12 protein-coding genes are annotated in these 12777 nt (G+C 64.8%); 11 read left to right on the forward strand and 1 reads right to left on the reverse strand.

Going from position 1 to position 12777, the window contains the following annotated elements; genetic code table 11:
- The first annotated feature begins 364 nt into the window (after window positions 1-364).
- The 9 genes from CIT25_RS00460 (at window position 365) to CIT25_RS00500 (ending at window position 8401) form a co-directional block, all read left to right on the forward strand.
- Window positions 365-1192, forward strand: coding sequence for an AraC family transcriptional regulator (locus CIT25_RS00460; protein ID WP_095482623.1), 828 nt, complete (start codon window positions 365-367; stop codon window positions 1190-1192).
- A gap of 103 nt (window positions 1193-1295) precedes the next feature.
- Window positions 1296-1739: an SRPBCC family protein gene (locus tag CIT25_RS00465; RefSeq protein ID WP_095482624.1), complete on the forward strand. Its 444-nt coding sequence runs from the start codon at window positions 1296-1298 to the stop codon at window positions 1737-1739.
- Between the two features lie 31 nt (window positions 1740-1770).
- On the forward strand, window positions 1771-2565 hold the full coding sequence (locus CIT25_RS00470; protein ID WP_095482625.1) for an FAD binding domain-containing protein: 795 nt from the start codon (window positions 1771-1773) through the stop codon (window positions 2563-2565).
- A 50-nt stretch (window positions 2566-2615) separates the two neighbouring features.
- The gene (locus CIT25_RS00475; RefSeq protein ID WP_095482845.1) at window positions 2616-3098 is read left to right on the forward strand and encodes a (2Fe-2S)-binding protein; all 483 of its coding nucleotides are present in this window, start codon (window positions 2616-2618) and stop codon (window positions 3096-3098) included.
- A 15-nt stretch (window positions 3099-3113) separates the two neighbouring features.
- Window positions 3114-4481, forward strand: a complete 1368-nt coding sequence (locus CIT25_RS38015) for a xanthine dehydrogenase family protein molybdopterin-binding subunit (RefSeq protein ID WP_095482626.1) — start codon at window positions 3114-3116, stop codon at window positions 4479-4481.
- A gap of 1 nt (window position 4482) precedes the next feature.
- A complete protein-coding gene (locus CIT25_RS38020; protein WP_095482627.1) occupies window positions 4483-5493 on the forward strand; it encodes a xanthine dehydrogenase family protein molybdopterin-binding subunit in 1011 nt (336 codons plus the stop codon).
- A 9-nt stretch (window positions 5494-5502) separates the two neighbouring features.
- Complete coding sequence (locus tag CIT25_RS00490; protein WP_095482628.1) at window positions 5503-6384, forward strand: AAA family ATPase; 882 nt, start codon at window positions 5503-5505, stop codon at window positions 6382-6384.
- A 53-nt stretch (window positions 6385-6437) separates the two neighbouring features.
- Window positions 6438-7514 carry a VWA domain-containing protein gene (locus tag CIT25_RS00495; RefSeq protein ID WP_206072907.1) on the forward strand — a complete coding sequence of 359 codons (1077 nt, stop codon included), beginning with the start codon at window positions 6438-6440 and terminating at the stop codon, window positions 7512-7514.
- Window positions 7514-8401, forward strand: coding sequence for an amidohydrolase family protein (locus CIT25_RS00500; RefSeq protein ID WP_164759148.1), 888 nt, complete (start codon window positions 7514-7516; stop codon window positions 8399-8401). The genes CIT25_RS00495 and CIT25_RS00500 overlap by 1 nt, the downstream gene beginning before the upstream one ends.
- A 247-nt stretch (window positions 8402-8648) precedes the next feature.
- Here CIT25_RS00500 and CIT25_RS00505 read toward each other — a convergent pair whose 3' ends face one another.
- Window positions 8649-10082 (reverse strand): DHA2 family efflux MFS transporter permease subunit, encoded by a 1434-nt coding sequence (locus CIT25_RS00505; RefSeq protein ID WP_095482631.1) that lies wholly within the window; start codon window positions 10080-10082, stop codon window positions 8649-8651.
- 200 nt (window positions 10083-10282) lie between these two features.
- On the opposite strand from CIT25_RS00505, the gene CIT25_RS00510 reads away from it, so the two are divergent.
- Together CIT25_RS00510 and CIT25_RS00515 are read left to right on the forward strand one after the other, a co-directional pair.
- Complete coding sequence (locus CIT25_RS00510; protein WP_095482632.1) at window positions 10283-11284, forward strand: ornithine cyclodeaminase family protein; 1002 nt, start codon at window positions 10283-10285, stop codon at window positions 11282-11284.
- Window positions 11281-12762, forward strand: coding sequence for an HAL/PAL/TAL family ammonia-lyase (locus tag CIT25_RS00515; RefSeq protein WP_095482633.1), 1482 nt, complete (start codon window positions 11281-11283; stop codon window positions 12760-12762). The genes CIT25_RS00510 and CIT25_RS00515 overlap by 4 nt, the downstream gene beginning before the upstream one ends.
- Window positions 12763-12777: the final 15 nt, after the last annotated feature.

Raw genomic sequence — 12777 nt, forward strand, 5'->3', positions numbered from 1 at the left:
CCGAATCTCCCTGCTCCAACCTTCACCACAGAATCACCGTTCGGCTTCTGTGCAAAGGTCTCCTTGTGGGAGAAGGTGGCCTCGCGAAGCGAGGTCGGATGATGGATGTTCCAGCTTGGCAATAGCAAAGATCCACCGCCTCATTTCTTCCAACACCCCTCATCCGTCTCGACACTAACGCGCCGATCCACCTTCTCCCACAAGGGGAGAAGGGGCGCTAAGCTATCGCTCAATCTGAAAATCCGCTGCTATAGCTTATCGCAGGCACCTGGCGTGCGCAGGTGCCTTGACGCGGACACTAAGCCCGCCGCACTATCCCCATTGCAGGCGAAGGGAGGCCAGTCGCCTGCGGGAGGATATACCCATGACGGAAGCGATCAGGCTCTACTGGGGCCGGTTCGGACATGTTTCTGTCCTGAACGTCGCCAGCGACTTCGTCACCCATGCCCATGTCGAGGCGCACATCATCATCTGGCTGGAAGGCACGGCCGGCGAGATGACCATCGGCCGCGAGACGGTGCGACTTGGACCGGGCACCGCCGCCGGCATCAATTCCTTCCAGCCGCACAGCCACGCTCTGTCCCGCGACGGCCGGCCCGGCCTGTTCCTCGCCTTCTACATCGATCCGGACTGGGCGCGACGACGCCGCGATCTGCCGTCCGCCGCGCCGCTGTTCTCGACGCCGGCGATCGTGCTGGAGCCATGGCTGCACAAGGCGGCGGCCAACCTTCTCGACCATCTCAGCGACAATGAGAGCATCGACGACATCGCCAATTACGAGATCGAGCGTTTTATCGACAGCCTGCTCGATGCTGCTGACGCTTCGGCCCCGCCGGTGACGCGCGCCCGCGTCCATACCATGCAGGACTTCCGCGTTCGCAAGGCGATCCAGCTGATGAAGGCCAATGTCTGCGAGCGCATCTGCTTCGATGACGTTGCGCGCAGCGTCGGCCTGTCGCGGCCGCATTTCTTCGCGCTGTTCAAGGAGCAGACCAATCTGACGCCCAACGTCTATTGGAACACGCTGCGCATGGAAGAAGCGGTGCGGCAGTTGCAGTGGTCGCAGGAGCCGCTGATCTCAGTGGCCTGCAATCTCGGCTTCACCACGCAGGGCAATTTCTCGCGCTTCTTCCGCGACCATGTCGGCGTTCCGCCGACACTCTATCGCGAGGCGGCGCGGGCCATTTCCTGAACCATTTTCAGACTATTTGATAGGTGTTCAAGACGCATTGATAAGCGCCGCCGGGCTCGCCGCCCTACCCTCGCGACACACATATTTGCAAGGGAACGATCATATGGCGAAAGTCACCATCTCCAGCGTCATCGACGCACCGGTCGAAAAGGTCTGGGCGCGCATACGCGACTTCAACGGCCTGCCGAGCTGGCACCCGCGCATGGTCGAGAGCCATATCGAGGACGGCAAGGATGCCGGCACGATCGGCTGCGTGCGCAATTTCGAGCTCGCCAGCGGCGCCCGTATCCGCGAAAAGCTGCTCGACTTCTCCGACGACAATTTCCTTGTCAGCTATTCCATCCTGGAGACGCCGCAGCCGCTCACCAATCACAAGGCGACACTGCGATTGCGGCGGGTGACCGACGGCGACCGCACCTATGCCGAATGGACCGCCAGCTTCGACGCTGCTCCGGAAGAGGCCGACAAATTGGCCGAGGGCATGGGCGCCAACGTTTTCCAGGGCGGCTTCAACGCCCTGAAGAATCATTTCGCCGGTCAAGGTTGAACTGAATTGGGCTGACAAACAGGAGCGTTCCATGGCGCTTGCATTGCAGACTTTTTCGACGGTGAAGGACGCGAATGCGGCATTGAAAGCTGCCGGCACCCGCTATCTCGGCGGCGGCACGCTGGTCGTGCGCGCCGCCAATGAAGGCGATGTCTCGGTCTCCAGCCTTATCAGGTCGACCGAACCGGTGCTGTCGGCCATCACCGTTTCCGGCAGCGAGGTCCACATCGGCGCTTCGGTGACCATGGCGGCGATCGCCCGTCACCCGGATCTCGCTGCGCTTAGCGGCGCGGCGCGCGCCGTCGGCGGCCCGGCGATCCGCAACATGGCGACAGTCGGCGGGAATCTCTTCGCCCCGGCGCCCTATGGCGATTTCACCGTCGCGCTGCTGGCGTTGGATGCCAGCGTCAGCACCGATGGCGGTGACCTGCCGATCGAAACCTTCCTGGCAAAACGCGAAAGCCACCACGCCATCGTCACCGCGGTCGGCTTCAGCTTGCCAGTAGATGGCGGCTTTCGCTTCCTGAAAGTGTCGAGGGTCAAGCCGAAGGGCGTCTCGGTGCTCAGCATCGCCGCCGTGCTGGAGCAGGCGCCGGACGGCACCGTGTCTTCGGCGCGGATCGCGCTTGGCTGCATGGCTGACCGTTCGATGCGCGCCAAGGCGGCAGAAAAGGCGCTGCTCGGCAGGAAACTCACCAGCGATGGCATCGCGCCAGCACTTGCCGCAGCCAGCGACGGGACCTCGCCCGTCACCGATCCGATCGCCAGTGCCTGGTATCGCAACGAAGTCCTATCGGTCCATCTCGGCCGGCTGCTGCTCGGCTGAAATTGCTCATTGGGGCGCGCGCTTGCTTGGCTGCGCGCAAGGAGGAAAACATGGCAAAGGTCCCGGTTCAGTTCACGCTCAACGGCGCGGAGAAGGCCGAATTCATCGACAGCGGCACGACGCTGCTTCATGCACTGCGCGACAAGATCGGCGACACCTCGCCGAAAGGCGGCTGCCATCAAGGCACATGCGGCGCCTGCTCGGTCATCATCGACGGTGAGCTCCGGCTTTCCTGCCTGACGCTGGCCGAGACCTGCAACGGCGCGACCATCACCACGACGTCAGGGCTTTCGGAAGGCGGCGTGCTGCATCCTTTGCAGCGCGCCTTCCTCGACGCCTTCGCCACGCAATGCGGCTTCTGCACGCCGGGCATGATCATGGCGGCCAAGGTTCTGCTCGACCACACGCCGAACCCCAGCCGCGAGGATGTTGTCGAGGCGCTGTCGGGCAATATCTGCCGCTGCACGGGCTACGAGCCGATCATCCAGGCGGTGCTGACCGCCGCACGGTCCAATTCGCAGCATGCGGCTTGAGGGGAGTAAAAAAAGATGGAACTCCGCAAGAGCTATTTCGCCGACCAGCGCAAGGACGATCTGCACGAGATCGGCCAGCCCCGGCCGCGCTCCGATTCACCCGGTCATGTCACCGGCAAGACCGCCTATTTCGCCGACCGCAACTTTCCCGGCATGGTGCACCTGAAAATGGTGCGCAGCCCGCACCATCACGCCCGCATCCGCAGCATCGACATATCAGAGGCGGAAAAACATCCAGGCGTCGTCAAGGTGCTGACGGCTAAGGATGTGCCGCACAATGTCTACACCATCCTGATCCTGATCCAGATCGGGCCGGAGGACGAGACGGTGCTGGCCGACGGCAAGGTGCGCTGGAAGGGCGAGGCGGTGGTGGCGGTGCTGGCAGAGACCGAGCGTGCCGCCCAGGAAGCGGCGGCCAAGGTCAAGGTCGACTACGAGGTGCTGCCGGCCGTCTTCGACATGGAGGAGGCGCTAAAACCCGGCGCGCCGATCGTGAACGAATATCACGGCCAGAACTATTACCTCTATGACAGCGGCGAATGCCGAAAGGTGCGCTTCGGCGATGTCGAGGCAGGCTTCGCCGGCGCCGACCATGTCCTGGAACAGACCTACCAATCCTCGCCGATCGAGCACGCGCCGACCGAGACGACCGGCTGCGTCGTGGCGCCGGAGGGCAATGACCGCTTCACCTGCTATACCAACACGCAGGCGATGTTCTTCACGCTCGACAACACTTCGATCATCCTGCAGATGCCCGGCAACAAGCTGCATTTCGTCGGCGGCACCGTCGGTGGCGGTTTCGGCGGCAAGGTCGACGTCATCGTCGAGCCAATCGCCATCCTCGGCGCCAAGCTGACCGGGCATCCGGTCTCCTTCATCTACAGCCGCGAGGAGGAGATGCAGATCTCCTCGCCGCGCGCGGCGGAAAAGGTCGTCATCAAGGACGGCGTCATGAAGGACGGCCGAATCGTCGCCCGCAAGGTCACCGGCTACACCGATGCCGGCGCCTATTCGCGCCATTCGCCCTATGGCGCGCAGAAGGGCGCTGGCCACTATCCCGGCCCCTATACGATCCCGAATGTGTGGATCGACACCTATTGCGTCTACACCAACCGCACGCCCTCCTCCGCCATGCGCGGCTTCGGCGTCACCATTGGCGATTTCGCGCTGGAGGTGCAGATGGACAAGCTTGCCCGGCTGATCGGGATGGACCCGCTCGAATTTCGCTTCATCAATGCCTACCGCGACGGCGACATGAAAGCGCATCGCCAACCGACGGAAGGGGCCGCGCTGATCGAGTGCATGCAGGAAGCGTCGCGCGCCGCCAACTGGCCGGTGGCGGAAAAATATCTGGCCATGTCCTCCTACGCGAAGGGAGCTTGAGATGGCGATCAGGCGCGGACGCGGCGTGGCCGCGATCAACTACCCGACCGGCATGAATCTCGGCGGCGACCCAACCCAGGCCCTGGTGCATTCGACCCCGACCGGCAATTTCATGGTCACGCTTTCCAGCGTCGATCTCGGCCAGGGCATGAAGCAGATCATGGCGCAGATCTGCGCCGAGACGATCGGCGTGCCGACCGACCGCGTCGTCGTCGACACCGCCGACACCGACACCGGTCCGCACTGCATGGGCACCTTCGCCTCGCGCGGCACGCATCGGGCCGGCAACGCCGTCATCCAGGCGGCCAGGGAAGCCCGCCAGGTGATGCTGGAAGTGGCGGCCGAGGAGCTGGAAGTGAATGCCTCGGACCTCGAGACCGACGGCTTGGGCAACATCCTGGTCAAGGGTGCGCCGCAGAAATCGATCTCGATCTTCGATGTCGCGCTGTCGGCGCATTTCAAGCGCGGCCGCTCGATTTCCGGCCGCGGCATGTTTTTGATCCCCCGCTCCTACCCGGAGAAAGAAACCGGCGCGATGAAGCCGTCGACCTGCTATGCGCATGCCTGCACGGTGGCGGAAGTCGAGGTCGATGACGAGACCGGCGAAGTCACCGTGCTGACGGTCAAGAACGTCTTCGAGATCGGCCGCGCGCTCAACCCGAAAATGGTCGAGCAGCAGCTTGTCGGCGGCTCGTGGATGGGCATCAGCCATGCGCTCTATGAGACGACCGAACCCTATTACCCAAGTCGCGATCATGGCGGCACCGATTTCAACCAGTACCTGATGCCGGGCCCGGGTGATCTCGCGCAAACCGAGATCATCGTGCTGGAACGGCCCTCGGCCGATGGGCCGTACGGCGCCAAGGGGCCAGGCGAAATGTGCGCCAACCCGCAAATCCCGGCGGTCGCCAATGCCGTCTTCGACGCCGTCGGCGTGCGCATCGACACGCTGCCAATCACGCCGGAGCGCATCCTGCGGGCGCTGAAGGCGCAAGCCGGCGCGCCAAACTGAGTGTTGGAAATGCCCAAGAGAAGCGCCGAAACTGTCGCGACCTCGCCGGAGGCGGTGGCGTCGCGCCTCGCCGCCTCGCGCTATCTGGCTGATGAAAGCCTGGCCACCGCCATCTTCCTGGCGATCCGGCTGGGCAAGCCGTTGCTGCTCGAAGGCGCGCCCGGCGTCGGCAAGACGGAAGCGGCGAAGGCGATAGCCGAGCTGCTCGGACGCGATCTGGTGCGGCTGCAGTGCTATGAGGGCATCGACGCCGCGCACGCGCTCTACGAATGGAATTACCAGCGCCAGCTGCTTGCCATCCGCCATGCCGGCGAGCATGAGGTCGACATCTATGACGACCGCTTCCTGATCGCGCGGCCGCTGCTGCAGGTGCTGAAGGCGCCGGAAAAGCGCGTGCTGCTGGTCGACGAGATCGATCGCTCGGACCACGAGTTCGAAGCGCTGCTCCTGGAATTCCTTTCCGATTTCCAGATCAGCATCCCCGAGCGCGGCACCATCCGCGCCACGGCGCAGCCGATCGTCATCCTGACCTCGAACCGCACCCGCGAACTGGCGGAAGCGCTGCGGCGGCGCTGCGTCTACCACTGGATCACCTATCCCGGCGCCGAGCGCGAGGCCGAGATCATCATGCTGCGCGCCGGTGAAGTCGCCGAGGCGACCGCACGTGCCGTGGCTTCTGCCGTGCGCGACATCCGCGCCCGCCCGCTGGCCAAGCCGCCGGGCATCGCCGAAGCGGTCGAATGGGCGAACGCCGCGACGATCCTCGAAAAAGGCGGCAGCCCGTGGCCGGAAGCGTTCCGCCGCGCCATCGGCGTGCTGATCAAGGACGAGGAGGATCTGTCCTACATCGCGCCTGAGCTTGGCCGGATCGTCGAGGAGGCACTGGCGTGAGCGCCACAGCCTTGCCCCGGGCGGCTGCGCCCTTGCTCGGCTTCGGACGGCTGCTGCGCCGCTATGGCTTTCCGGTGGCGCCCGAGCAGGTGTCCGGCTTCATGCAGGCGGTGACGCTGCTTGGCCCGCGCTCTATGGCCGATATCCGCGAAGCAGCCCTTGCCACGCTTGCGCCGCCGCCCGACCGCCGCGATGAATTCGAGGCTCATTTCCAAAGCCATTTCTATGGCAACACCGCGGCTGTGGTCGAAGGCGAGGCCGACGAGGAAACCCGTATCAAGGACGACGGCGGCACCAGAGACGAAGAGAGCGAGGTGGCGCGCCAGGAGGAAGGTGGCGAGCTATCGTCTGGCGCCGAACAGTTGAGCGCCCGCGACTTTCAGCGCGACGGCAACGGGCTTGCTGCCTTCCGCCGCAAGCTTTCCGCCGCCCTGCCCGCTCGCCGCTCCTTCCGCACCGTGCGCACGCACGCGCGCGGCAAGCTCGATCTGCGCCGGTCGCTGCGAGAAATCGTCAGCGCCGATGGCGATGTGCCATCGCCGCTGCTGCGCCGCAGGCAGACCGTGCCGCGCAAGCTGCTGATCCTGATCGACGTGTCGGGCTCGATGAAGCTGCATACATCGGACTATCTCAAACTGGCGCATGCGGCGGTGCAGGGCGCAGACCGGGCTGAAATTTTCACCTTCGGCACGCGGCTGACCCGCATCACCGGGGCGTTGCGCATCCGCGACCGCGACCAGGCGCTGGCCCGCGTGGCAGCGCTGGTCGACGACTGGGACGGCGGCACCCGGATGGGACCGACGCTGCTCGCCTTCCTGTCGGTGCCGCGCTTTTCCGCTTTCGCGCGCGGGGCAGCGATTGTCATCCTGTCGGACGCGCTGGAGCGCGGCGATCATGCCGAGCTGGAAATGGCGATGCGCCGGCTGAGCGCCCGCGCCTTCCGGCTTTCGCTGGCGACGCCGCTGGCCGGCGACCCGCGTTTCCAGCCGGCCACGGCAGCTCTGCGCGCCATCCTGCCGGTGCTCGACGATCTGGTCGATGGCTCGTCTATCTCGTGTCTTACCGATTTCATCCTGTCGCTCGCCCGCCCTGCCCCGGCGGCCGCAGCAATCTGGAAAAGGGCTTCATGATGCAAAAGGCGGTCGACGCGCATTTCCACATTTGGCGCCAAGAGGATCAGCCCTGGCTGCGCGGGCCGATGGTGCCGCGCATCTTCGGATCTTATGAACCGATCCGCCGCGACTATCCGATCGAGGAATTCCTGGCCGATCAGAAAGGCTCCGGCGTCGAGAAGGCGGTCTATGTCCAGACCAACTGGGCGAAGGAGGATTTCGAGACCGAAGTCGCCTTCCTGCAGAAGACAGCTGACGAAACCGGCTGGCCGCATGCCATCGTCGGCTATGCCGACATGACGGTGGACGATGTCCGCCCCCAGATCGATCGCTTAAAAAAATATCCGCTGCTGCGCGGCGTGCGCATGCAACTGCATTGGCACGAAACGCCGGCCTTCCGCTTCGCCGCCTCAGCAGATCAGGTCATCGACCCGAAGGTGCGGGCCAATGTGGCGCGGCTAAAAGACTACGGCCTGTCCTTCGACCTGCAGCTTTTCCCGGCCCAGATGAAGGACGGGCTGACGCTTGTCGCAGAGAACCCGGAAACGAATTTCATCCTCACCCATGCCGGCATGCTGATCGGCATGGACCCGGAGACCACGGAGGCCTGGAAAGCCGGTCTGCGCACGCTTTCAGCCGCACCCAACCTCTACGCCAAGCTCTCCGGCCTCGGCACCTTCGTCCACCGCAACGACCCGGCGCTGATCGCTTACATCGTCGACAACGCGATCGACATCCTCGGCAGCGATCATCTGATGTTCGGCTCGAACTTCCCGATCGAGAAACTTTGGACCAGCCATGCGGAATTGATCAAGGCGCACCGGAAGGCGGTTGCGAAGCATGGCGCGGCGGCAGAGGCGGACATTTTTTGGAACACGGCGGAGAAGGTATATCGGCCGGTGTAGCGCGGCGCCCTTTCCTTCTCCCCTTGTGGGAGAAGGTGGCCGAGCGAAGCTCGGTCGGATGAGGGGTGCTGGAAGGATCGCTACCTCGAAGACGTAAGCACTTTAAATTCCCCGATATTTGCGCGTCGCATTTCTTCCAACACCCCTCATCCGTCTCGGCGCTACGCGCCGATCCACCTTCTCCCACAAGGGGAGAAGGAAAAGCTCCCCGCCTCCGCCGACACAGGACGGACAACTGCCACCGGTCTCAATTCCGCGGAATATGACCCGAGACCTCGGCGCCCGCGGCCGGTGGCAGCGCCAGGAAGCGGAACGAGGCCGCGAGCCCGATAGCGCCGATCGCCAGGAAGGCGAGGCGGAAGTCTATGAGGTCGAGCGCCGGCCCGCCCCTCGCGATCTGCGACAGGTTGAGCAGCGCCGCGGCGATCGCCACGCCGAACAGCATCGCCACCTGCTGCAGCATGCTGGACAGCGTCGCCGCCGAGCTGCGCTGCGGCGGGGCCACATCAGCGAAGGCCAGCGTGTTGAGCGCAGTGAACTGCATCGAACGCGACAGTCCGGCGATCAGCATCAGCGCCACCACCAGCTCTTGCGGGGTCTGCGGCGAGATCGCCGCGCAGGCCATGATCGACAGCGATGCGATCACGCCGTTGATGACCAGCACAGAACGGAAGCCGAAGCGCTTCAGCGTCGGTGTCGTCACCGCCTTCATGCCGAGATTACCTAGGAAATAGGCGAGGATCAGCATGCCGGCATCCACCGGGCTCAGCCCGAAGCCGACCTGGAACAAAAGCGGCAGCAGGAACGGCGTGGCGTTGATGGCGATCCGGAAAATGGTCCCAGCCGACAGCGTCGATAGGGCGAAAGTCTGCACCTTGAACGCTGTGAGATCGAGCAGCGGATTTTTTGTGCGCGCGAGATGCCGCACCGCCAGCCAGCCGACCAAGGTGCCGGCCACAAGCAGCGCCACGGTCGGCAAGGTGCCGTCTTCCGCATGCGCGATGCGCTCGAGACCGTAAAGCAGACAAGCAAGCCCGACCGAGGTCAAAAAGAAACCTGGCCAATCGAGCGGTTTGGTCTCGGACTCGCGGTCGCCGGGGATGAAGCGGGCGACCAGCGCCAGGCCGGCCACGCCGAGCGGAATGTTGATGAAGAAATTCCAGTGCCAGGACAGATAGGTGGTGATGAAGCCGCCGAGCACCGGCCCGATCACCGGCGCGAACAGCGCCGGCCAGGTGATCAGCGCCGTGGCATTGAGCAGCTCGGACTTCGGTGCGTTGCGCAGCACCAGGATTCGCCCGACCGGCGTCATCAACGCACTGCCCAGGCCTTGCACCGCACGCGCGGCGACGAACTGGGTCAGGTTCTGCGAGATGCCGCAGGCGATCGAGGCCAGCGCGAACAGCGCGATCGCCACGAGGAAGATGTTGCGCGCGCCGAAGCGGTCGGCGAGCCAGCCCGACAGCGGCACGAACACCGCCATGGTCAGCATATAGACGGTGATGCCGATGCTCATCGCCACCGCCGGCACGCCGAAAGATTCTCCCATCTGCGGCAGCGATGTCGAGATGATCGTCGAATCCAGAAGCTGCATGAAGAAGGCAACGGCGACGATCAGCGCCACGCGACGCGCCTGTGTCGCGCTTTCGGGCAAGGCTTCGTTTTCGGGAATGGCGGTCATGCGCAGAACTGTACGAGAGTTTTTCCCGTGCCACTGGGAACCAGGCAATTGTCCGGCAAATCGATGACGCACCGGTTTGAACAGCATTTGGGCGGCGCCGTCCAGACATGGCCCAACAAACTTTCGTGTCGTATCGCGACCTGTTATGCGATGACTGAACCTCGCCATCGAACCTCTTCTGACTTAGGAATTGTGTGCGCATGAAGCCCATCTACATCGATTATCTCAACGCCCTCGATATCGAAGCGCTTGATATGACCGATGCAGAAATCATCGGAGCGGTCGAGGCCGGGCTGGTGGCGCAGGGCAACGGCCAGACGGTGATCGAGCCGCGCGTCCATCTCGAGCCGGACCCGTCCTTCAACGGCCATTTCAACGTCCTGCGCGGCTACGTCGCTCCGCTCGATGCGGCCGGCGTCAAGATCGTCGGCGACTATGTCGACAATTACCTGCACGGCCTGCCGTCGGAATTCGGCATCCTCAACCTGTTCGATCCGCGCACCGGCACGCCGCGTGCCATCCTCGATGCCACCGTGATCACCGATATGCGCACCGGCGCCGTCACCGCCATCGGCGCAAAACATCTGGCGAAAAAGACATCGAAGATCCTCGGCCATGTCGGCGCGCGCGGCACCGCGTACTGGAACGTGCGCCTGCTCGACCATCTCTTCGATTTCGACGAGATCCGCGTTCATTCGCGCCGGCCCGAAAGCCGCGACGGCTTTGCCGCAAAGCTATCCGCCGATCTCGGCAAGAAGGTCACGGCGGTCACCGACTGGCGCGCTTGCGTCGAAGGAGCCGACATCGTCGTCGAGGCCTCGCGGCTGCTGGAACCGCAGCCGTTGCTGAGGACGCAATGGATAAAGCCCGGCGCGCTGGTGATGCCCTACGGCACGATGAGCGCGGTGGAATTGTCGCTGACCGACATCATGGCCAAGATCGTCGTCGACGACTGGGGCCAGTGCAAGGACGGCAAATTCGGCTCGCTGCGCGCCCACGTCGAGACCGGACGTCTGAGCGAACAGACGCTGTACGCCGAGCTTGGCCAGATCGCCGCCGGCCTCAAGCCGGGGCGTGAGAGCGACGACGAGACGATCCTGTTCTGGCATCGCGGCCTGTCGCTCTCCGACATCGCGCTGGGCAAGGCGATGCTGGCCAAGGCGCAGGCACAAGGCATCGGCCAGCGGCTGCGCTTCGCATGAGTGCGCTCATCCTCACCGGGGCCGACATCAGGGTCGAGGATGTCGCGGCGGTTGCCCGCGACGGACGCAAGGTCGAGGTGGCGTCTGTCGTCCGCGAGAGGCTGGACAGAGCGCGAAAAGTGCTCGACCGCGCCGCCGCCTCCGGCCAGCAGATCTACGGGCTCAACACCGGGCTCGGCGCCAATCTCGGCACGTCGGTCAGCGGCGACGCCAGCGCCTTCCAGCGCCAGTTGCTGGAAGGGCGCAGCGGCGCCGTGGGGGACGCGCTGCCGCAAGACATCGTGCGGGCGACGATGCTTGCCCGGGCGGGCATGTTTTCGGCCGGCGGTTCGGGCATTTCGTCAGAGGTTTTCAACGCACTCATCGACGCGCTCAATGCCGGCGTGCATCCGGTGATGCCGTCGCTGGGCTCGATCGGCGACAGCGACCTGGTGCTGATGGCAACGCTCGGCCGCATGCTGACCGGCGACGGCGAAGCCGACTTCCAGGGCCGGCGCATGCCGGCGGCCAAGGCGCTGGCGATGGCGCGCCTCGCCCCCGTCAGCCTCGCCCCCAAGGACGGGCTGTCGCTGATAAGCGCCTCGGCGGTGTCCGCCGGCAGCGGCGCGCTGGCGGTGGCCGACGCACTGTCCGCTTTCGCGCAACAACAGCAGGCGGGCGCGTTGACCATGGAAGGCATCGGCGCCAACCAGACGATCCTTGATCCGCGCTTGCATGCGGCACGACCGGCCGCTGGCCAGCAGCGGGCCGCGCAAGGCTTGCGCGATCTGCTGGCCCGCGACAAGGCGCCGGCGCCGGCCACCTTGCAGGACCCACTATCGATCCGCTGCATGCCGTCGATCCATGGCGCGCTGTTGCAGGCAATCGATCAGGCCAGGCAAGCCGTCGAGATCGAGCTCAACGCCGCTGCCGACAACCCGCTCGTGCTGGGCGACGACGCCATTGTGCTGTCGACCGGCAATTTCCACACCCCGTCGCTGTCGCTTGCCTTCGAGACGCTTGGCCTCGCCATAGCTCAATGCGCGGCCGCCTCTGCCGCTCGTTTCATCCAGCTTACCGGCTCAGGCCGCAACGGCCTGCCCAGATATCTATCGCCGGTCGGCGGTGCTTCGGCCGGTTTCGTGCCGCTGCAAAAGACGGTGAGCGCGATCCTCGCTGCCATCCGCCACAAGGCCAACCCGGTGACGCTCGACTTCCTACCGGTCTCGGAGGGCGTCGAGGACCATGCGACGCAAGCACCGCTGGCCGTCTCCAAATGCGCCGACATGATCGTGCTGTGGCAGCGGCTGATCGCCTTCGAGCTGATGGCGGCCGCACAGGCCGTAGACCTGCGCAACGGGCTGACGTTGGCGCCGGCAACCGCCGCGATTCATGCGGCGGTGCGCGCGCTTGTCCTGCCGCTCAAGGAGGACAGGCCACAGGGCATCGATGCCGAGGCGATTTACGCAGCGCTCGCCAGCGGATCGTGGCAGGCGTAGCGCCGAGCGACCGCT

It is taken from the genome of Mesorhizobium mediterraneum (genome assembly GCF_002284565.1).
Lineage (GTDB): Bacteria > Pseudomonadota > Alphaproteobacteria > Rhizobiales > Rhizobiaceae > Mesorhizobium > Mesorhizobium mediterraneum.

Coding starts and splice junctions, on each gene's coding strand:
- CIT25_RS00460 (WP_095482623.1), top strand. CDS start 365: ATGACGGAAGCGATCAGGCTCTACTGGGGCCGGTTCGGACATGTTTCT.
- CIT25_RS00465 (WP_095482624.1), top strand. CDS start 1,296: ATGGCGAAAGTCACCATCTCCAGCGTCATCGACGCACCGGTCGAAAAG.
- CIT25_RS00470 (WP_095482625.1), top strand. CDS start 1,771: ATGGCGCTTGCATTGCAGACTTTTTCGACGGTGAAGGACGCGAATGCG.
- CIT25_RS00475 (WP_095482845.1), top strand. CDS start 2,616: ATGGCAAAGGTCCCGGTTCAGTTCACGCTCAACGGCGCGGAGAAGGCC.
- CIT25_RS38015 (WP_095482626.1), top strand. CDS start 3,114: ATGGAACTCCGCAAGAGCTATTTCGCCGACCAGCGCAAGGACGATCTG.
- CIT25_RS38020 (WP_095482627.1), top strand. CDS start 4,483: ATGGCGATCAGGCGCGGACGCGGCGTGGCCGCGATCAACTACCCGACC.
- CIT25_RS00490 (WP_095482628.1), top strand. CDS start 5,503: ATGCCCAAGAGAAGCGCCGAAACTGTCGCGACCTCGCCGGAGGCGGTG.
- CIT25_RS00500 (WP_164759148.1), top strand. CDS start 7,514: ATGCAAAAGGCGGTCGACGCGCATTTCCACATTTGGCGCCAAGAGGAT.
- CIT25_RS00505 (WP_095482631.1), bottom strand. CDS start 10,082: ATGACCGCCATTCCCGAAAACGAAGCCTTGCCCGAAAGCGCGACACAG.
- CIT25_RS00510 (WP_095482632.1), top strand. CDS start 10,283: ATGAAGCCCATCTACATCGATTATCTCAACGCCCTCGATATCGAAGCG.
- CIT25_RS00515 (WP_095482633.1), top strand. CDS start 11,281: ATGAGTGCGCTCATCCTCACCGGGGCCGACATCAGGGTCGAGGATGTC.